General features: G+C 67.6%; 18 protein-coding genes. 12 read left to right on the top strand and 6 right to left on the bottom strand.

The window, feature by feature from the left end; translation table 11 throughout:
- Positions 1-6: 6 nt before the first annotated feature.
- The gene (locus ACOOHF_RS02650; RefSeq protein ID WP_420463264.1) at positions 7-1074 is read right to left on the bottom strand and encodes a DUF3500 domain-containing protein; all 1068 of its coding nucleotides are present in this window, start codon (positions 1072-1074) and stop codon (positions 7-9) included.
- 120 nt (positions 1075-1194) lie between these two features.
- Between ACOOHF_RS02650 and ACOOHF_RS02645 the strand changes: the two genes are divergently transcribed.
- The 5 genes from ACOOHF_RS02645 to ACOOHF_RS02625 all read left to right on the top strand — a co-directional run bounded on the left by ACOOHF_RS02645 (position 1195) and on the right by ACOOHF_RS02625 (position 6959).
- A complete protein-coding gene (locus tag ACOOHF_RS02645; RefSeq protein WP_420463263.1) occupies positions 1195-2331 on the top strand; it encodes an ABC transporter ATP-binding protein in 1137 nt (378 codons plus the stop codon).
- Positions 2328-3461: an ABC transporter substrate-binding protein gene (locus ACOOHF_RS02640; RefSeq protein ID WP_420463262.1), complete on the top strand. Its 1134-nt coding sequence runs from the start codon at positions 2328-2330 to the stop codon at positions 3459-3461. The genes ACOOHF_RS02645 and ACOOHF_RS02640 overlap by 4 nt, the downstream gene beginning before the upstream one ends.
- On the top strand, positions 3458-4696 hold the full coding sequence (locus tag ACOOHF_RS02635) for an ABC transporter permease (protein ID WP_420463261.1): 1239 nt from the start codon (positions 3458-3460) through the stop codon (positions 4694-4696). The genes ACOOHF_RS02640 and ACOOHF_RS02635 overlap by 4 nt, the downstream gene beginning before the upstream one ends.
- A gap of 7 nt (positions 4697-4703) precedes the next feature.
- Positions 4704-5513 carry an ABC transporter permease gene (locus ACOOHF_RS02630; RefSeq protein ID WP_420463260.1) on the top strand — a complete coding sequence of 270 codons (810 nt, stop codon included), beginning with the start codon at positions 4704-4706 and terminating at the stop codon, positions 5511-5513.
- A gap of 108 nt (positions 5514-5621) precedes the next feature.
- Positions 5622-6959, top strand: a complete 1338-nt coding sequence (locus ACOOHF_RS02625) for an ammonium transporter (protein WP_420463259.1) — start codon at positions 5622-5624, stop codon at positions 6957-6959.
- 30 nt (positions 6960-6989) lie between these two features.
- On the opposite strand, the gene ACOOHF_RS02620 is transcribed toward ACOOHF_RS02625, so the two are convergent.
- Positions 6990-8183, bottom strand: a complete 1194-nt coding sequence (locus ACOOHF_RS02620; RefSeq protein WP_420463258.1) for a serine hydrolase domain-containing protein — start codon at positions 8181-8183, stop codon at positions 6990-6992.
- A 111-nt stretch (positions 8184-8294) separates the two neighbouring features.
- Here ACOOHF_RS02620 and ACOOHF_RS02615 point away from each other — a divergent pair, with 111 nt between their 5' ends.
- Complete coding sequence (locus ACOOHF_RS02615) at positions 8295-9230, top strand: aminotransferase class IV (RefSeq protein WP_420463257.1); 936 nt, start codon at positions 8295-8297, stop codon at positions 9228-9230.
- A gap of 46 nt (positions 9231-9276) precedes the next feature.
- Here the strand turns inward: ACOOHF_RS02615 and ACOOHF_RS02610 are convergent, their stop codons facing one another.
- From ACOOHF_RS02610 to ACOOHF_RS02595, 4 genes are all read right to left on the bottom strand, one after another.
- Positions 9277-10449, bottom strand: coding sequence for a PQQ-dependent sugar dehydrogenase (locus tag ACOOHF_RS02610; RefSeq protein WP_420463256.1), 1173 nt, complete (start codon positions 10447-10449; stop codon positions 9277-9279).
- 115 nt (positions 10450-10564) lie between these two features.
- A complete protein-coding gene (locus ACOOHF_RS02605) occupies positions 10565-11653 on the bottom strand; it encodes a hypothetical protein (RefSeq protein ID WP_420463255.1) in 1089 nt (362 codons plus the stop codon).
- Complete coding sequence (locus tag ACOOHF_RS02600) at positions 11650-12720, bottom strand: hypothetical protein (protein WP_420463254.1); 1071 nt, start codon at positions 12718-12720, stop codon at positions 11650-11652. Before ACOOHF_RS02600 ends, ACOOHF_RS02605 begins: the two co-directional genes overlap by 4 nt.
- Positions 12721-12747: 27 nt before the next feature.
- Complete coding sequence (locus ACOOHF_RS02595; RefSeq protein ID WP_420463253.1) at positions 12748-14985, bottom strand: S9 family peptidase; 2238 nt, start codon at positions 14983-14985, stop codon at positions 12748-12750.
- Positions 14986-15099: 114 nt separating this feature from the next.
- Here ACOOHF_RS02595 and ACOOHF_RS02590 point away from each other — a divergent pair, with 114 nt between their 5' ends.
- From ACOOHF_RS02590 to ACOOHF_RS02565, 6 genes are all read left to right on the top strand, one after another.
- Positions 15100-15327, top strand: a complete 228-nt coding sequence (locus tag ACOOHF_RS02590) for an AbrB/MazE/SpoVT family DNA-binding domain-containing protein (protein WP_420463252.1) — start codon at positions 15100-15102, stop codon at positions 15325-15327.
- Positions 15324-15728, top strand: coding sequence for a type II toxin-antitoxin system death-on-curing family toxin (locus ACOOHF_RS02585; RefSeq protein ID WP_420463251.1), 405 nt, complete (start codon positions 15324-15326; stop codon positions 15726-15728). The genes ACOOHF_RS02590 and ACOOHF_RS02585 overlap by 4 nt, the downstream gene beginning before the upstream one ends.
- A 128-nt stretch (positions 15729-15856) precedes the next feature.
- On the top strand, positions 15857-17026 hold the full coding sequence (locus ACOOHF_RS02580) for a hypothetical protein (protein ID WP_420463250.1): 1170 nt from the start codon (positions 15857-15859) through the stop codon (positions 17024-17026).
- A gap of 177 nt (positions 17027-17203) precedes the next feature.
- Positions 17204-17791, top strand: coding sequence for an RNA polymerase sigma factor (locus ACOOHF_RS02575; protein ID WP_420463249.1), 588 nt, complete (start codon positions 17204-17206; stop codon positions 17789-17791).
- Positions 17784-18149, top strand: a complete 366-nt coding sequence (locus ACOOHF_RS02570; RefSeq protein ID WP_419936290.1) for a hypothetical protein — start codon at positions 17784-17786, stop codon at positions 18147-18149. Before ACOOHF_RS02575 ends, ACOOHF_RS02570 begins: the two co-directional genes overlap by 8 nt.
- 35 nt (positions 18150-18184) lie before the next feature.
- Positions 18185-18694, top strand: a complete 510-nt coding sequence (locus tag ACOOHF_RS02565) for a hypothetical protein (RefSeq protein WP_420463248.1) — start codon at positions 18185-18187, stop codon at positions 18692-18694.
- Positions 18695-18707 lie beyond the last annotated feature (13 nt).

Below are 18707 nucleotides of genomic sequence, written 5' to 3'. Positions count from 1 at the left end.
CAGTGGTCAGTGGTGGTCGGACTCCTCGTAGTGGCGCACGAGGGCGTCACCCCCGAAGTCGTTCTCCAGGTCCCGCCACACCGAGTGCACGTGGTTCGCGTTGTTCTGCGTGTTGTCGTACTCGATGAGGAAGACGGGGCTGTGGACGCGGAAGTAGTGCCCTTCTTCCGGCTCCGGGGACCCCGCCCAGGCGAAATGGATGTTGCTCGCCGGGATCTCGGTCCGGACCCTCACCATCCAGTCGAAGTCGTTCGTCATGTTTCCGACGTACTCGTGCACGATGTCGAAGAGGATCGCGCGCTGCGCCTCGTCCATCGCGTCGGCGGGCAGGCCCTCGAAGCTGTCCAGCCGCGCCTCGCGGTCGTTGCCGGTGAGGATGTCGCTCGGCGCCTCGGCGTCGATCATCGCCCGCGCGCGCTGGTCCGCGGAGAGGCTGAGGAGGAGCGCCCGGGCCAGGTCCTCCTCCCGCCCCAGCGGTCGCCAGCCGGCTTTGGGTCCCGACGGGACGCGCGCCGGGTTCGCGCCCATGAAGGCAGGTCCCGTCACGGTGAGGAGATCCGATGGCGAGGAGAAGTTGAGCGACAGGTGGTGTCCTTCGAAACGCCACGCCCAGGCACCCCCGGCGGACGGTTCACCGAAGATGGTGACGTAGTAGTTCTCCGGGTCGCGACGTTCGGGCCGACCCTCCAGGACGCCCAGGACCCGCTCCAGTTCGATGATCGCGTTGGCCTTGTGATAGCCCTGGCTGCTCAGCGCCGACTGGAGGAGATCGTGCGCGGCGGCGCGCTGTTCCACCGTCATGCCCGCCAGCGGCAGGCCGTTCCGTTCCCGGGGGATGAAATGCCAGTCGAAGCGTTCTTCATCCGCCAGCGGATAGAGGGCCTTCTCCCGCGCCGCCGCATCGAGCGTGGCCATGAACGCCTGGGCGGCTGAAGCGGCATCCAGGGCCGCCACGGGGGGGGCAGCCCGTTCCCGGTCCGGTTCTTCGCCGCTGGCAATCGCTAGCAGCGCCACGGGAACCATGAGACACGCGGCCCACGTCATCCGCCCGATCGTCGCTTTCCTGTTCGCCATCTCTTCCTCCTGCGCACGGCGGGCGCACTCGCGGTTTGCTGTCGGCGGCTCCAAGTTGGCAACCCCGAAAACGGACTTGACCACCCCTCAATATTCCGGCTCGAAAGGCGAGATCGCCAGATGACAGCGGGTTCGAACGGCGCCGAGGGCGCCCGCCACGCCACACACGTCGAGTTCAATGGCGTGAGCAAGAGCTACGACGGGCGCACGCTCGTGGTGGAGGATCTGAACCTCGGAATCGGGCAGGGCGAGTTCGTGACCCTCCTCGGTCCGTCCGGATCGGGGAAGACGACGATCCTGATGATGCTCGCCGGGTTCCAGACGCCGACGTCCGGCGCGATCCGTATCGGAGGCCGCTCCGTCCAGGACCTTCCGCCCCGAAAGCGCGGGATCGGGATGGTCTTCCAGAACTATGCCCTCTTCCCGCACATGACGGTGGGCGAGAACCTCGCGTTCCCCCTCGACGTGCGCGGCCTCCCCGCGGAGGAGCGCAGCGAACGGGTGGTGCGCGTCCTGGACCTCGTCCGCCTCTCCGGGCTGGAGGACCGGCGCCCCGGACAGCTCTCCGGCGGACAGCAGCAGCGGGTGGCGATCGCCCGCGCCCTCGTGTTCGAACCCGATCTTGTGCTGATGGACGAACCGCTCGGCGCCCTCGACCGCAGCCTGCGCGAGGAGATGCAGTACGAGATCCGCTCCATCCACCAGCGGCTGGGCGTGACCGTCGTGTACGTGACCCACGACCAGCAGGAGGCGATGGTGATGTCGGACCGGATCGCCGTCCTGAACCGGGGGAAGATAGAGCAGATCGCCGGGCCCGAAGGGCTCTACGAGGAGCCCGAGCGCGCCTTCGTCGCCCGCTTCATCGGCGAAAACAACCGGCTCCACGGCCGTGTGATCCGCGTCGAGGACGACCTCTGCGAGGTGGACGCCGGCGGCGAACGAATCCGGGCCTTCCGGGTCGCTCCCTGCGAGTCGGGAGACATGGTCACGCTCTCGATCCGCCCGGAGCGGATCGCGATCAGGCCCCGCGAGGGTCTGTACCACAACGAGGTCGACGCCGCGGTCGAAGACATCACCTTTCTCGGCGACCACCTGCGCCTCCGGCTGGCGACGTGCGGACGCCGCGATGTCGTGGCGAAGATTCCCAACATCGTGGGCCACGGAGCGATGATGGCGGGCGACACCCTCCGGATCGGCTGGACCGTCAACGACTGCCGCGCCCTGGACTACGAAGGGGAAGAGGAGAACCACGCATGAGGAAGAGACGCCCGATCCACTGGGTGCGCGACGCCGTACTCGCCGCTATCGGGGCGGCGGCGCTCGTCCTGATCCTCGCCCGCGGGCCCACCCAGGCGCCCGAGGGACCGTCGATCACGACCGTCTCGTGGGGCGGTTCCTACGGTCGGGCATACCGGGACGGGATCCAGGTCCCGTTCGCCGAGGAGACGGGAATCAACGTCGGCATGGAGGACTACAACGGCGGCCTGGCGCAGATAAGGGCCCAGGTCGATGTCGGCAGCGTCTACTGGGACGTCGTCGACCTCGAGATGGCCGACGCGATGCGCGGCTGTGACGAGGGCCTGCTGGAGCCGATCGACATCGACAGGCTGCCGCCCGCCCCCGATGGGACTCCCGCCCGAGAGGACTTCTATCCCGAGATGCAGGGGGAGTGCGGGGCCGGGATGTTGTTCTATTCCACGGTGTACGCGTACAACGCCGACCTCTTCCCGGATGAGAAGCCCACGACCATGGTCGACTTCTTCGACCTGGAGAAGTTCCCCGGACGCCGCGGCATGCGCCGTGTACCGCAGGTCAACCTCGAGTTCGCGCTCATCGGGGACGGCGTGCCGCTGGAGGAGGTGTACGCCACCCTGGACACGCCGGAAGGGCTGGACAGGGCCTTCGACAAGCTGGACTCGATCAAGGACGAAGTGATCTGGTGGGAGGCGGGCGCGCAGCCGCCCCAGATGCTGGCGGACGGGGAGGTCGGGATGAGCACGGCTTACAACGGCCGCATCTTCAACGCACAGGTCCTGGAGGACCAGCCGTTCGTGATCGTCTGGGACGGCCAGTTGCTCGACTATGGCCAGCTGAGCATCGTGGCGGGGACGCCCCGACTCGAGGACGCCCTCCGGTTCGTGAGCTTCGCGACATCGGCTCAATCCCTCGCCGAGATCGCGAGTCGCATCTCGTACGGCCCGGCCCGCCGGTCGGGAGAGCCGCTCGTCACGACGCACCTGGCGACCGGCGTGGAGATGGCTCCGCACCTGCCCACCAGCCCTCGGAACATCGCGCGTGCCCTGCGCAACGACTGGGCCTGGTGGGTGGACAACCAGGACGAGTTGAATGAGCGCTTCAGCGCCTGGTTGACCCGCGGAGCCAGGTGAACGCACCCGAGGGCACGCCGCCGCGCCGGCGGATTCTGGCGACCGGTCCGGGCGGTCGCGAGCGATGGCGAGCCCTGGCACTCGTACTGCCGCTGCTGGTCTTCGCCGGCGTCACGTTCCTCGCCCCGCTGGGGACGATGCTGCTCAGGAGCGTCTACGATCCCGTGGTGGCCGACGCCCTGCCGGAGACGATCGCCGCGCTCCGCGCCTGGGACGGGGAGGGACTGCCTCCGGAGGCGGTGTACGACGCGGCCGCCCGGGAACTCGGGCTGGCGCGCGAGGCCCGTACCCTGGGCCAGGTCGCCGGCCGCGTGAACCGCGTCGAGAGCGGTCTCCGCAGCGTGTTCACACGGACCGCACGGGATCTTGGGGACGTTACCGGGGGCCCCTGGCGCGACGTCATGGCCGGCATCGACTCGGCCTGGGTCGAGCCTGCGACATGGCACGCGATCCGCGCGACGGGCGAGCGCTTCACGGCCCGGCACTACCTCAACGCCGTCGACCTGCAACGGCTGCCCGACGGTTCCGTCGCCCGACAGCCGGAGGAGCGCCGAATCTACCTGCCGCTCCTGTGGCGCACGTTGCTCGTGAGCCTGGCGATCACCGTCCTGTGCCTGGCCCTCGGCTATCCGATCGCCCATCTGATCGCCCACGCCCCTGCGCGCCGGGCCAACCTCCTGCTCGCGCTTGTCCTCGTCCCCTTCTGGACATCTCTACTCGTGCGCACCACCTCGTGGATCGTCCTCCTTCAAACGCAGGGTGTCATCAACGACCTGCTCGTGGCACTGGGGCTGATCGGCGACGACGGGCGGCTGTCGATGATCTACAACATGACGGGGACGCTCGTGGCCATGACCCATGTGCTGCTGCCCTTCATGGTCCTGCCGCTCTACTCCGTCATGCGCTCGATCCCGCCCCTCCACATGAGCGCCGCAGCCTCCATGGGCGCCACGCCGGGCCAGGCCTTTCGCCGCGTCTACTGGCCGCAGACGCTGCCCGGGGTGGGCGCGGGCTCTCTCCTCGTCTTCATCCTGGCGATCGGCTACTACATCACTCCGGCGCTCGTGGGCGGGAGCAGCGGCCAGCTGATCTCGAACATGGTGGCCTACCACATGCAGACGTCGCTGAACTGGGGGCTGGCGGCGGCACTCGGGGCCGTGATGCTGGCCGGCGTCCTCGTCCTGTACCTTCTCTACGACCGGCTCGTCGGCGTCGAGCGCATGAGCCTGGGTTGAGACGACGGTGACGGAATCCCGGCTCGGCCGCTTCGCCTACCTCGGCTTCTGCGTCCTCGTGTTCGTTTTTCTGATCGCGCCGATCATCGTGATCGTGCCCCTCAGCTTCAACGCGGAGCCGTACTTCACCTTCACCGAAGGGATGCTGCGCCTGGACCCGGAGGCCTGGTCGCTGCGGTGGTACCGGGAGGTCCTCGGCAACGAACAGTGGACGCGCAGCCTGACGAACAGCCTCGTCATCGGCATCTCCGCCACCGTGCTCGCGACCGCGCTGGGGACACTCGCCGCGCTGGGGCTGTCGAGTCCCGCCATGCCGGGCCGCCGCTTCATCACCGGGCTGCTGATCTCGCCCATGGTCACGCCGGTGATCATCTCCGCCGCGGGGATGTTCTTCTTCTACAGCAACCTCGGACTCGGGCAGACCCACCTCGGGCTGATTCTGGCCCACGCCACCCTGGGAATGCCTTTCGTCGTCATCACGGTGGTCGCGACGCTGTCGGCCTTCGACCGCAACCTCACGCGCGCCGCCGCCAGCCTGGGTGCCGGCCCCGTCCACACCTTCCGAACCGTCCAGCTGCCGCTGATCGCGCCGGGAGTGATCTCCGGCGCGCTGTTCGCCTTTGCCACCTCCTTCGACGAGGTGGTCGTCGTGCTCTTCATGGGCGGGCTGGAGCAGCGGACGATCCCGCGGCAGATGTGGGCCGGGATCCGTGAACAGATCAGCCCCGCGATCCTCGCGGTGGCCACGTTCCTGGTCGTATTCGCGCTCGCGCTCCTGCTCACCGTCGAATGGCTTCGCCGCCGGGCGTCGGCGTGAAAACCGTTCGACAAAGTTCCGCCCTAGCCGGGGGAGATAGTCCGCGAGTAGGATAGTACCCCGACCCGATTAGGTGACCTGATACGGTTCGACCCATGGGGAGGGAATATGTTGAGTGTCGCCCGTCCGCTGTCGCTCCCGCTTTCCGTCTTTCTCGCTTTCTGCCTGCTGCTTCTCGTCGCCGCCGCACCCCTCGCCGCACAGACGGCGGATTCCGGCGATACCGCGTGGCTGCTGACGTCCACCGCGCTCATCCTGTTCATGACCCTCCCGGGGCTGGCCCTCTTCTATGGCGGCCTCGTGCGCAGGAAGAATGTCGTGTCGGTGCTCCTCCAGTGTTTCGCGATCACCGGGATCGTCACGCTGATATGGACCGCGTTCGGCTACAGTCTTGCCTTCGACACCACCGGCATGGCCGCAGGCGAATCGGGCCTGCACGCCTTCGTGGGGACCTTCTCCAAGGCGTTCCTGAGAGGCGTGAGCGCCGACAGCGTGACGGGAACGATCCCCGAGGTGCTCTTCTTCGCCTTTCAGCTCACGTTCGCGATCATCACGCCCGGCCTCATCATCGGGGCGTTCGCCGAGAGGATGAAGTTCTCGGCCATGCTCCTCTTCACCGCCCTCTGGGTCAGCTTCTGCTATCTGCCGATCGCGCACATGGTCTGGGCGGGAGAGGGCTCCTTCCTCGGTGACCTGGGGGTCATCGACTTCGCCGGCGGTGCCGTCGTCCACATCACAGCGGGTACGGCCGCTCTCGTGGCCGCGGTCATGGTCGGCGCGAGGCGGGGATTTCCCCATGCAATCGAGCCTCCGCACAACCTCACGCTGACGCTGATCGGCACCGCGATGCTCTGGGTGGGCTGGTTCGGTTTCAACGGGGGCAGCGCCCTGGCCGCGGGCGGACAGGCGGCGATGGCCGTCGTCGTCACCCAGATCTCGCCCTGCGTGGCCGCGCTCACGTGGATGTTGATCGAGACGCTCAGGGTGGGGAAGCCCAGCGCCCTCGGGTTCGCGACGGGAGCGATCGCGGGCCTGGCCGGCATCACCCCCGCCGCCGGCACGGTGGGACCGGTCGGGGCCATAGCGATAGGCTTCGTCGCGGGCACGCTGGGCTACGTCGCGGCGACCTCCCTGAAGTACAGGTTCCGGTACGATGACGCGCTGGATGTCGTGGGCGTGCACGGCGTGGGCGGTTTCGTCGGCATCGTCATGCTCGCGGTGTTCTCCTCCACCACGTTCGGCGGATCGATGGCGAACCTCGACATGCCACGGCAGCTGGGCGTCCAGTTCCTCGGCGGACTATTCACGGTCGTCTACACCGCCATCGTCAGTGTGGTGATCCTGAAGGTCGTCGATCTCCTGGTCGGCCTGAGGGTCGAGGAACACGAAGAACTCGAGGGTCTCGACCTGACCCAGCATGGCGAGGTCGGCTACCGCGACCTCTAGCATCCAGCGGGCTGCGGGCAGCGCCGCCGGTCAGTTTCCGTCGATCGAGAGGTTCACCAGTTCGCGGAAGCGCTCAAGCGGATTGTCCCCGCGCGGCGTCTGAGTGAACACGAGCCCGATGATCTCGCGCTCGGGATCGAGCCACGCGTTGGTGCCGTCTGAGCCGCCATGGCCGAAGGTGCCGTCCGCAAGCCGCCAGCCGTAGGCGTAGTAGCTCGCGTCCTCACCCTCTCCGGCGATGTGGATCTTCGGCGAGGTCATCATCTCGACGGACTCCGGATCGAGGATTCGGGCGCCGTCGTAGACGCCGCCGTTGAGGAACATCTGCGAGAAGACCGCATAGTCCCAGGTCGTCGAGATCATGCCGCCTGACGCGCGCGCGAACGGAAAGGCGACGGGTCCTCCGGGCGTGCCGCCGGGAGCCCAATCCCCGTCCGGCCCGCGCTGGTAGTAGACGGCGCCCATGCGATCGAGCTTGCCGCCCACAGGGTGCTCGGCCCGGTGGTTGTAGGAATCCTCCATCCCCAGCGGTCCATAGACCTTCGCCATCAACCGATCCTCGAGCAGTTGGCCGGAGGCGATCTCGACCAGCGCCCCGAGCGTGTTGTAGCCGGGGTTGTTGTAGGCGTAGGACTCTCCCGGCGTCACCTCCGCTCCAATCGCGCCGAAGCGGGCCGATTCGCTCTGGAGGGTCGGATCGTCGCCCAGCGGTTGCAGAAAGAGGGTGGGGATCCGGAGCCCGCTGCTGTGGGACAGGAGGTGGCCGATGGTGATGAAGCCCGCCCGATAGTTGTCCCACTCGGGCATGTATTCGCGGACGAGGTCGTCGTACGAGAGTTCGCCTTCTTCCGCGAGCTGGGCGATCGCGGTGGCGACCAGCGGCTTGGTGTTCGACGCCATGCGGAACAGCGTGTTCCGTTCCATGGGCAGGCCGCGCTCCTTGTCGCGCATCCCGACCGCTTCGTGGAGGACGATCCGGCCCTTCCGGGCGATGAGGACGACAGCCCCCACGAGATCTCCGCGTTCCACCGCCTCGTGGTACAGGCCGAGCGCTCCCTCGAGGACCGCACGCGACATGCCCACGTCCTCCGGCTCGCCGTAGGAGAGGGTCTTCGCCTCCTGCGCCGCCACCGTCGGCGCCGAAAGCACCGCCATGGGCAGGATGACCGCGGCTGCAAGCCACGCGACGGCGCGAACGCCGCTGAAGCGCCGGGAATACTGCATCAGTCCTCCTCCGAGTGCGGAAGAAAAGAATGGGCCGGGGCCCCTGCTGGAACCCTAACCCGGCTGGAGAGCGCGAACCAGATCCGGCCTGACCTTGCCCCCCGGCGTCCGGTGCGGACATCTAATGGGCCGGGCGGTCGGCGCCGGGCCGACGCGTCGACGATTCCCGCGCACGGAGGCGTTGCCCACATCGGTGCCCACATCATCGTCTACTTGAACGGGGACTACCTCCCCATCGGCGAGGCTGTCGTGTCCGTGGAGGACCGCGGATTCCTGTTCGCGGATGCCGTCTACGAGGCGGCGCCGGCCTACAACGGCTGCTGCTTCCTCATCGAGCGCCACCTGGCGCGGCTCGCCTGGGGTCTGCGCACGCTCCGCATCGAGGCCGACGTGACCCCGCTCGGCGACGTGGGCGATGAACTCATGGCGCGAAACGACCTACTCGACGCGGAGTTCTCCGTCTATTACATGCAGGTGACGCGGGGCGCCGCGCCGCGCACGCACGCCTTCCCGAGAGCGCCGGTCCCGCCCACGGTCTACGCCTTCGCGAAGGAACTCGTCCGCACCACGCCCGCTCGCTGGGAGCGGGGCTTCGCCGCCATCACCGTCCCCGACCAGCGCTGGGCGCGCGCCGACATCAAGACCACCGGACTCCTCCCCAACGTCCTGGCGCAGCAGGCCGCGGTGGAGGCCGAGGTGGAGGACGCGATCTTCATCCGCGAGGGGATGGTGCTGGAGGGGACGCACAACAACGTGTTCGCGGTCATCGGCGGCGAGGTGACGACGGCTCCCGCTACGAACCACATCCTGCACGGCGTGACCCGCGCCTTCGCGCTCGAACTGTGCGAGGAGTTGGGGATCCCCGCCCCGGAGCGCGCCTTCACGGTGGACGAACTCCGGGGAGCCGAGGAGATCTTCTTCACCGGAACGACGACGGAGGTACGCCCCACCGTCGAACTGGATGGCCGGCCCGTGGGGAGCGGACGCCCGGGCGAAATCACCCGGGCGTTGTCGGAAGCCTACCGGCGGGCCGTCGCCCCCGGCTGAAGCCCCGTCGCGAAGCGGCTACCGCGCACCGGCAGCCGCCTGACGCCTAGCGCGTCTCGACGGGCTCCATGCGCAGGATCGCGGTCGCTTCGCCCCGCCGGCCATCGATGGCGATGTAGATCAGCCCGTCCGGACCCTGCCGGACATCGCGGATGCGACCGAGACCCTGGACGAGCGTCTCCTCGCGCATGACCTCCTGCCCGTCGAGCGTCAGGCGTGCAAGCTGCTCGCCGGCCATCCCGCCCGCGAACAGGTTTCCCTTCCAGTGGGGAAAGCGGTCGCCCGTGTAGAGGAGGAGTCCGGAAACCGCGATCGACGGCACCCAGAAGTGGACCGGAGGCTCCATCCCCTCCTTGTGCGTCCCCTCATGGATCGCGGTCCCCGAGCCATAGTTCACTCCGTAGCCCACGACCGGCCAGCCGTAGTTGAGTCCCGGCTGGACGAGGTTGAGTTCGTCGCCGCCCTGCGGCCCGTGTTCCGTGGCCCAGATGTCGCCCGTCTCCGGGTTGATGACCATCCCCTGCTGGTTACGGTGCCCGTAGCTCCAGATCTCCGGCCGGATGTTCGGGTCGCCGACGAAGGGGTTGTCCTCCGGGATCCCGCCGTCCTCGTACACCCGGTTGACGGTACCGTGGTGGTTGGAGGGATCCTGCGCCGGGTGGGCGTAGAGATCGCCGCGCGTCGACGCCTGGCGCTCTCCCACCGTGATGAAGAGGTGTCCCTGCCCGTCGAAGACGAGACGCGAACCGTAGTGCCCCCGCCCCTCGGAGACCGCGAGGAAGATCTCCTCGATGTCGGTGAGGGCCCCGTTCTCGTAGCGCCCGCGGATGACCGCCGTGGTCCCGCGCTCCGTCTCGTTCGGCTTCGAGAAGCTGAGGTAGAGGAGGCGGTTGGCCTCGAATTCGGGGTGCGGCACGACGTCGAGGAGCCCTCCCTGTCCCGCCGACACGACCTCGGGCACACCCGTCACGGGCTCGGGGAGGAGCAGACCATCGCGGACCACCCGGAGCCTTCCCTCCTTCTCCGTGACCAGCATCTCGCCGTTGGGGAGGAACGCGATCGACCAGGGGCGGACGAGGTCCTCCACCACGGGGACGAGCCGGTAGTCGTGGTACGCCGACTGCATCGCCTCCTGGCCCAGCGCCGGAGTCGCGATCGACAGAAGAAGCCCGGCGGCGAACATCGCCAAGGGGGTCCGCTTGCTCATCTCAGTTCTCATCTCATTTCCCGGGAAAAACCGTGTCGTCGCAAAAAACTGTCCCGCCACGCACCGACACAGCAAGGCTTGGCGGCTTCCGCCGGCCCTGAAACACCGACAGGCGAAGCAACGTTGGTCAGTCGTCCGCTTCGTCCGCGTGTCGCCGCGCGATCCGGTCCAGCTTCGGCTCGATGGAGGACATCACCGCCGCGAACAACACCAGCGCCCAGCCCACCGAGAGGATCAGGTGCACGCCGACCAACGACCGGGCACCGACCGAGACCGGGACGACGGCCGCGTAGTCCTGGGCAAGGGCGGTGAAGAACGCGAAGGACACCCAGTCGGTGATCCCCGTGCCGGCGTCGGCAAAGGCGCCCGGGCGAAAACGCTCCAGCGTTCCGTAGAACCCGGCGAACAGGAGGATGATCGTCAGGTAGCCGACCGCAAACCCGCCGATGGGGACCCACATGATGCGCAGGTACTCGGCGAGCTGGCCCAACACCTGAAGCCGCGGACGGAGCCAGGTGGCGGCGGCGCGCCCCAGAAGAAACCCGGCCGCCGGAAGCGCCACGAGCGAGACGGTCATCATAAGAACGATCCACAAGACCGAAGCGATGCCCGATAACCCAATGTCTTCCCGTATCACCCCGAACCCAAACAGGACACCAATCAAGGCAGGCAGCACACTCGCACCGAGGACCAGCAGCCATGGAGGCCGGGCGTCGCGCCATCCCTCGCGGCGGTGGCTGAGGAGGCCGACGAGCAGCGCGGTAAAGGGCATGCCCAGGAGCGGGACCGCCGCCACCAGCGGCGCCAGAGAGACGTCGCCCGCAACGAGCGCGGGAATGAACCCCAAGGTCAGCAGGGCGGACAGGATGAACGTCTCCCGACTCACCTCCCGATACCCGGAGAGGGACGACCGGTCGAGCCCGCCGATCAAGCCGACCGCCAGGGGGACAAGGGGCGGAATGATGACTCCCCAACCGACATACTGCGCGCCGGCCAACAGCGCGGTGACGACCCCGACCATCGAGCCGATCAGAATGCCGGTCCACGGGCCACTCCCCGATCCCCCGCGAAGGCCGACGCCCAAGCCGACGGCAAGCCCGCACCCCGCGCCCATCCAGACGTCGGTGTGTCCCCCGGTGATCGCGTAACCGAAGGTCACGACGACGGGGGCGACGACCGCCGCAATCCGGACCGCCAGCCAGATCAAACGGCTCACGCTTCCTCCTCCGCGTGGCGCCGCGCGATCCGGTCCAGCTTCGGCCCGATGGAAGTCATCACCGCCGCGAACAACACGACCACCCAGCCCGCCGACAGAATCAGGTGGACGCCGACGAGGGCCCGGGCGCCGACCGAAGCCGGGGCGACGGTCGCGTAGTCCTGGGCGAGGGCGGTGAAGAACGCGAAGGACAGCCAGTCGGTGATTCCCGCGCCGGCGTCGGCGAACGCGCCCGGGCTGAAGCGCTCCAGCATGCCGTAGAACCCGGCGAACAGGACGATGACCGTCAGGTAGCCGACCGCAAAGCCGCCGATCGGAACCCACATTTCACGCAGGTAGTCGGTGAGGTTGCCGTACACGCGAAGCCGCGGCTGGAGCCAGGTGAGGGCGGCACGCCCCACAAGGAACGCGGCCGCCGTAGCCCCCACCAGCTTGAGCGTCTGCTCACTGATGACTCGCAAGACCGAAACGCCCGGCACCTCTCGAATCGTTTCGGACACCATCAGGAAGAGCAACAAGGCAAACGTTGCCACCGCACCGAGGACCAGCAGTCGGGGAGGACGGGCGTCACGCCATCCCTCGCGACGGTGGCTGAGGAGGCCGGCGATCAGGGCGATCCAGGGCATGCACGCGAGGGGGGCGAGGGTGAAGCGCAAGTCCGCCGGTGCATCCACGAGTGGAAGGAGCCCCACGGCGAGCAGGACAGATACGATGAATGTCTCCCGGCTCACGTCCCGGTACCGGGAGAGGGATGACCCGCGGAGCCCGTCGATCAAGCCGACCGCCAGGGCAAGGACGGGCGGGACGATAATTCCCACCCCGTTGCCGGGGATCAAGCCGGCAATCAGCGCGGTGGCGATCCCGACCATCGCACCGATCAGGATGCCCGTCCAAGGACCCCCCTTCGCGCCTCCCCGGAGGCCGACACCCAGACCGATGGCAAGCCCGCAGCCCACTCCCATCCACACATCCTGGTGGACCCCGGTGATCGCGTAGCCGAAGGGCACGACGACGAGGGCGACGGCGGTCGCAATCCGGACCGCCGCCCAGATCAAGCGGCTCAGCATTCCCTCCTTTTCATGGGAGACCTCAGGCTAGCGCTCCGAGACCACGATGGGGCCCTCCTCGGCTTCCAGCGTCTCGAGCACCTGCCGCCACTGGAAGTTCTCGCCGATCCCGCGCACGTAGTAGTCCATCCACGCCATCTCGCTCACCGCCTTGACCAGCCGGTTGCGCGGATCCGGGATGCCGTGGCTGCGCCCCGGGTACATGAACAGTTCGGTTGGCACGCCGAGCTTCTTGAGCGCCATGTGGAGTTCGACCGACTGCGGGCTCGGCACGCGCGGATCCCCCTCCACCACGTGGACCATGGTCGGCGTGACCGCGTTCGTGATGTACTTGAGCGGGGACTGGTCGAAGTAGGTGTCGAAGTCCTCGTACAGGAAGCCGTCGCCGACGTAGAACTGCCGGTTCCGCTGCACGTCGCTCTGCGCGTACATGCTGATCCAGTTCATCGTCCCCGCGCCCGAACTGATCGCCTTGAAGCGGTCCGTCTGCGTGAGGATCCAGTTGGACCAGTGGCCGCCCGCGCTCCAGCCCAGCGCCCCCATGCGGTCGCCGTCCACGATCCCCTCGTCGATCAGGTGGTCCACGCCCGTCATGATGTCCTCGTAGCCCATCGTGAAGTAGTCGCCCACGATGTCCGTGCGGTGCGCGTTTCCGTAGTTGCGCGAGCCGCGGTAGTTGGGCTTGAGCACGGCGTAGCCCGCCCCCGCGTACACCTGCGCGCTGTAGCCGCCGTTGAAGCGCAGGACATCCGCCGACGCCGGCCCCCCGTGGATCGTGACGATGAGCGGATAGCGCGTCCCCTCCTCGTAGCCGACGGGATAGACGAGGACCCCCCCGACCATCTTCCCATCCGATGACTGCCAGTTGATCTCGGTTTCCTCTCCGAGGGCGATCTCCCGCACGTGCGGGTTCACGTCCACGAGTTGCGTCCACGCCGAGCGGTCCGGTACGTCGTCCACGCTCGCCGCGGTGAACACGGTGGGCGGGGTCTTCGGGTCGCTATAGTTGATGAGGATTGTGCCGGTGTCGTCATCCTCGGACACCGAGAGCGCCGCCCGCTCCTCCGTGAGCTGCCGCACCGAGCCCGTCTCCACGTCGAGGGCGTGGAGTTGCGTCGTCACCTTCACGCCGGCGTTGAAGTAGATCGTGTTCGAATCCTCCGACCAGAACCCGACGCTCGAACTCTGGTCGAAGTCCGCGCCCAGCTTCCGGAAGGCGCCCCCGCGATCGCCGACCTCGCGGATGTACACGCGGTTGTCGGTCATGGAGTAGCGCGCCATCTCGTCCGGCGCCGAGAAGGCGATCCAGCGGCCATCGGGGGAGAAGCTGAGCCCGCCCTCGCCGACCTCGTAGTTGTCGGTCAGGCGCTCGATATCGCCCGTCGCCATTTCCATGAGATAGAGGTCCGCGTACAGCCGCTGCCCCGTGATGTTGCGCTCGTAACGCTTCGTCGAACCGCCCGTGATGCCGATCCAGCGCCCGTCATCGGAGATGGTGAAACTGTTCACGCTGTATGAGGAGTTGTCGGTCTCGCGCCGCTCGGCCGCCGTCTCGATCTCGACGCTCCACAGGCTCGAGAGAGGGGTAACCGCGTTCCGGACGTCGACCGTGAAGCCCTCCTCGCGCCGCTTCTCCTCGTCCTCATCGAACGCGTCGGGGCGCGCGAAGTAGACGCGGCTTCCGTCGGGTGAGAAGTCCCACTGGTCGACGCCGGCCTCCCCGTCTGTGAGCTGCTCCGGCTCGGCCCCCGCCAAGTCATCGGCCGGCAGCCGGTAGAGCTGCTCCTGGTTCGACTCTCCGGAGCGATAGACGAGCCAGCGCCCGTCCGGACTGAAGGCGAACCCCGAGACGCCCTCCTCCGCGTCCGTGATCTTCCGGGCCTCGCCCCCGTCGTGCCGCATCATGTAGAGCTGGTTCTCGTCCCCATCCCGGTTGGAGGAGAAGAGGAAGAACGACCCGTCCGGACCCCAGGTCGGGCTCGTTTCGTTCTTGTCCTCCGTGTAGGTGAGTTGCCGACTCGACGAGAGGCCTTCGTCCAGCGACACGAGGTGGATGTCGGTCTGGGACTCGGCTTCCTCCCAGTCGGGGGTCGTGACGGTGTAGAGCATCCACGCCCCGTCCGGGCTCGGTGTCCACGAGCCGGCGCGCTTCATCTCCTGCACGTCCATGAACGTGAGCGGCCGCTGCTGCGCGGCGAGCGGCGCCTGCGGTGGCATCGCGAGCACCGCGGCGGGAAGGACGAGGGCGACGGGAAGGGAACGCATCTGAACCTCGGTACCATGGGTAAAGTGTAGTCCGTCTCAATCATACGACCTTCGCATTGCGCGAACGATGCCCCCCCACTAGCGTAGCATTGAGATGCTACTTGGAGGGGATTCATGGTTCGAAGCGTGAAGCTGCGGCGCATGGGCGGGTCCGTAGGGGCCACGCTCCCACGGGACATGGCCCAACGCCTCCACCTCGAGGCGGGCGATGAAGTGCTCGCCGTCGAGACGGCGAACGGGATCCTGTTGAGCCCCTACGATGCGGAGGTAGATGAGGGGCTGGCCATCGCGGTCGAGGCTCAGAAGCGGTACCGGAGGGCGTTGAGAGAACTCGCGAAGTGACGCGACCGGAGCCGCGTTGGGTTCCCCGGCTCGTCGTTGAGGCGGTCCAACTCGACCAGGTGCGCGAACACGGCGGCCTGATCGGCCTTCGCGACGAGGACGCCCTCGAGGCGGCCCTGGCCCGGGCGCGGCAGAGATGGACGTACGATCCGGAGTCGGATCTGTCGCGTCTGGCCGCCTGCTACACCTTCGGAATCTGCTCCGGCCACCCGTTCCGCGACGGGAACAAGCGTATCTCGTTCCTCACCGCGGTCATCTTTCTCGGCCTCAACGGCCTGGACCTCGTGGCGCCTGAAGAGGAAGTCGTGGAGAGGATGTGGGCTCTTGCGTCCGGCAAGCTGGACGAGGAATCCATCGCCGACTGGTTCCGCTCGCGTATCGAGCCCCGGCCAGGCGGCTGAGGCCAGGCGTCGAATCCACGCGTCTGACAACTCTGCGGCACGATGTCGTGTCTCCGGTGCGAACGGAGGAAGTTCCGGGCGATCTCCGGGCGCCTCCCGTGCACATCGCGAGGCAAGGAGACGATCCGTTGATCACCCTCGGCAGGCACGCCGTGTTCGTTGTCACGGCCCTCATCGCCGCACCCGCCAGCGGGCAGGAAATCGTCGAGAGCCGGGCACCCCGTGACCCCGACCTGAGGCTGGCGGACGAACCGCTGGTGCGGATCGGGATCGTGGATGGTCCGGTCGAATACATCTTCGGCAACGTGACGGGCGCGGTCCGCCTCGCGGACGGAAGCATCGTCGTGGCGGACGAACAGAGCGGCAACGTCCGCAGATTCGACGCGAACGGGCGGCACATGTGGACCAGCGGGCGGTCGGGCGAGGGACCGGGGGAGTACGAGGGGCTCCGGCTCCTCAGGAACTGCCGCGAGGCGCCGCTCACCGTCTTTGACTGGAGCCTGGGCCGCATCACCGAACTGGATCTCGATGGCAACGTACTCGCGACGCGTTCGCTCCTTGCGGCCGGCGTCCGCCCTTACAACGACCCCCTCTGTGCGCCTGACGGCCGCCTGGTGTACACGCCGTGGCCCGACGACATGGGTGCGAGCTACGAGGAAGACCTGGCCGAGGGGGACCTCTACCGATGGCACACGGCCCTCGAGTCCGTCGAGGGCGATAGCGTCGTCACCCTCCGCTCGGGGATCCCGGGCGCAGAACGGTTTTTCATCCAGGCGGGGGCCAGCGGTCCGCGCTGGTGGGGGCGCGACATGGTGTTCGCGCCCGCAGGCGCCGGCGTGTGGTACGGGACGGCCGACGACTACGAACTCGAGCATCTGGACTGGACGGGCCGGGTCATCCGGGTCGCCCGCTGGGCCGGCCCCGACCTCACGGTGACGAACGACCGCGTCGACAGCTATCGGGAAGGCTGGCTGGCGCAGTACGACGACGCCGAAGCCCGGCGGAACTTCGAGCGGGAGGTCTGGCCGGACATCCGGGATCAGCTTCCGGAGCGCTTCCCCGCGTACGAAGCTCTGATTGCGCTGCCGGAGGGTGCCTTCTGGGTCAAGACCCACGCGTGGCTCGCGCCGGGCGAGGAACTGCACCTCCTCGATGCAAACGGCGCCTGGCTTCGCCGCCTTACGCTCCCGAGCGGCGTCGTCCTCGACGCGGGCCGGGACTGGGTGCTCCTGCGCCAGCGCGACGAACTGGGCGTCCCGACCGTCGCCCTCTACGACCTGGTCGAAACCGGCGGATGACGACGAAATGACCCGGTCGCTGCTCCAGGGCCCTCTCCTGTCTTGCCGCAAGATCGATCCATCCGACCTTACCTGATCGCGGCGGAGTTCTCACGACGGCACGCCAGGTAAACGCTCCGCCCGCTGCCCGCGTCTCACTTCTCGAAACCACCCGAGGGGGAAGGGGCCGAGAGCGCCATGCTCTCCGACCGAGAGATCCTGGAGCTGGTCGAAGGGGCCAGACAGGGAGAGCGAGGGGCGCTCGAGAGGCTGTCGGGCGTTCTCCGTCCACTGGTATGCCGGTGGGCCCTGGTCATGACCGGCGATCCGGATGACGCGGAGGATGTCGCTCAGCTCGTCCTGATGAAGACGCTGAACTCGATCGCGAGCTTCGATGGCCGTGCCAGGGTTACGAGTTGGGTCTACCGGATTACGCGGAACGCGAGCCTGGATCACCAGCGAGCGAAGCGGCAGGAGCAACGGCTGGCCGAGAAGGCGGAGTGGTTGGCCGAGGCCCGGACGCCGCAACTGGCGGATCCGCTGGAGGAGATCGAGATGAAGAGGACGCTGCGACTGATTCGGACGCTTCTGATGGAGCTGCCCACGGCGCAGCGGGAAGTCTTCGATCTGGTGGCGCTACAGGGACTGAAACCCTCGGAGGCGGCTCAACTGTTGGAGATGAACCCGAACACGCTGCGGGTACACCTCCTTCGAGCCAGACGCAGGATGCGGAAAGAGATGTTGGCGCAGCCCGGGGAGACGGAAACCAGGGGGAACGATGGCTGAACAGGACGCCGAGCGAATCGCCCGGGACGAACGGAACATGCACGCCGTCCTGTCGGCGTTGGCGGACCAGCTGAGCGAAAGCCTGCCCGCCGTGCCGCAGGAGCACGCCACGCCCATGCACCGGCGACCTGCTTGGCGCAGGTGGACCGTGGGGCCACTCGCGGCGGCCGCGGTCGTGGCGGCCCTGATCCTGTTGCCCGGCGGAGTCATCGAAGAAGGCAGCGGCCCTCTCACGCCCCCGCCACGGAGCATGGTGAGTGAAATGGATGTGGAGGCCGACAGGCCGTTCGTGGTCTTCCCCACGAATGACCCTGACATCGCCGTGGTATGGCTGCTCAGCCCGGAGGAGAGTGACTGATGATCGAGTACGTGAAACGAAGTATCCGATATGCCTTGATCATGCCGTTGGCCTTCGGCCTCCATCCCGGCGTCGCGAGCGCGCAGGAGCGCGAGGATGCCGCGGAGACCGTCCAGAACGTGCAGCTCATCTTTCACTTGGTCGAGGCGGACGGTTTCACCGATGACGACCCCGAGATCAGCGATGTCGTGGCCGAACTCAGGAAGCTCTTCAACTTCCAGGGATACCGGCTCCTGTCGACTTCGATACTGAACATCGGCCTGGCGCGGACCTCAAACGTCACCGTTGGCGGCACCGGGTCCCAGAGAATCTTCGCTGACGATTCCGAGACACCCTTGGCGATCCAGGCGGAGGTCAGTGCCCGCCGATCCGCGAGGACTGTCCGTGCCAAGGTGACCCTCACCGACGTGTTTTCACGCTGGTCCCTTCTCGAAGCGTCGGTCACGATCCGCGACGGTCAGCGGGTGGTGTTGGGATCGACTCGCCGCTCCGCAGAGGAGCCCGTGCTCATCCTGATCGTGACACCCCGGATTGATCCGACGTGACTTGCGGTTTCCC

Origin of the sequence: Candidatus Palauibacter sp. (assembly GCF_965216145.1) — a bacterium.
In the GTDB taxonomy this organism is placed as follows: domain Bacteria; phylum Gemmatimonadota; class Gemmatimonadetes; order Palauibacterales; family Palauibacteraceae; genus Palauibacter.
Note: the sequence above shows the minus strand (reverse complement) of the source record. Positions and strands in the feature narration are given on the sequence as shown.

Bases quoted from the DNA above. Each gene is read 5' to 3' on its own strand.
- ACOOHF_RS02650 (WP_420463264.1), bottom strand. From the start codon at position 1,074: ATGGCGAACAGGAAAGCGACGATCGGGCGGATGACGTGGGCCGCGTGT.
- ACOOHF_RS02645 (WP_420463263.1), top strand. From the start codon at position 1,195: ATGACAGCGGGTTCGAACGGCGCCGAGGGCGCCCGCCACGCCACACAC.
- ACOOHF_RS02640 (WP_420463262.1), top strand. From the start codon at position 2,328: ATGAGGAAGAGACGCCCGATCCACTGGGTGCGCGACGCCGTACTCGCC.
- ACOOHF_RS02625 (WP_420463259.1), top strand. From the start codon at position 5,622: ATGTTGAGTGTCGCCCGTCCGCTGTCGCTCCCGCTTTCCGTCTTTCTC.
- ACOOHF_RS02620 (WP_420463258.1), bottom strand. From the start codon at position 8,183: ATGCAGTATTCCCGGCGCTTCAGCGGCGTTCGCGCCGTCGCGTGGCTT.
- ACOOHF_RS02610 (WP_420463256.1), bottom strand. From the start codon at position 10,449: ATGAGAACTGAGATGAGCAAGCGGACCCCCTTGGCGATGTTCGCCGCC.
- ACOOHF_RS02600 (WP_420463254.1), bottom strand. From the start codon at position 12,720: ATGCTGAGCCGCTTGATCTGGGCGGCGGTCCGGATTGCGACCGCCGTC.
- ACOOHF_RS02595 (WP_420463253.1), bottom strand. From the start codon at position 14,985: ATGCGTTCCCTTCCCGTCGCCCTCGTCCTTCCCGCCGCGGTGCTCGCG.
- ACOOHF_RS02590 (WP_420463252.1), top strand. From the start codon at position 15,100: ATGGTTCGAAGCGTGAAGCTGCGGCGCATGGGCGGGTCCGTAGGGGCC.
- ACOOHF_RS02575 (WP_420463249.1), top strand. From the start codon at position 17,204: ATGCTCTCCGACCGAGAGATCCTGGAGCTGGTCGAAGGGGCCAGACAG.
- ACOOHF_RS02570 (WP_419936290.1), top strand. From the start codon at position 17,784: ATGGCTGAACAGGACGCCGAGCGAATCGCCCGGGACGAACGGAACATG.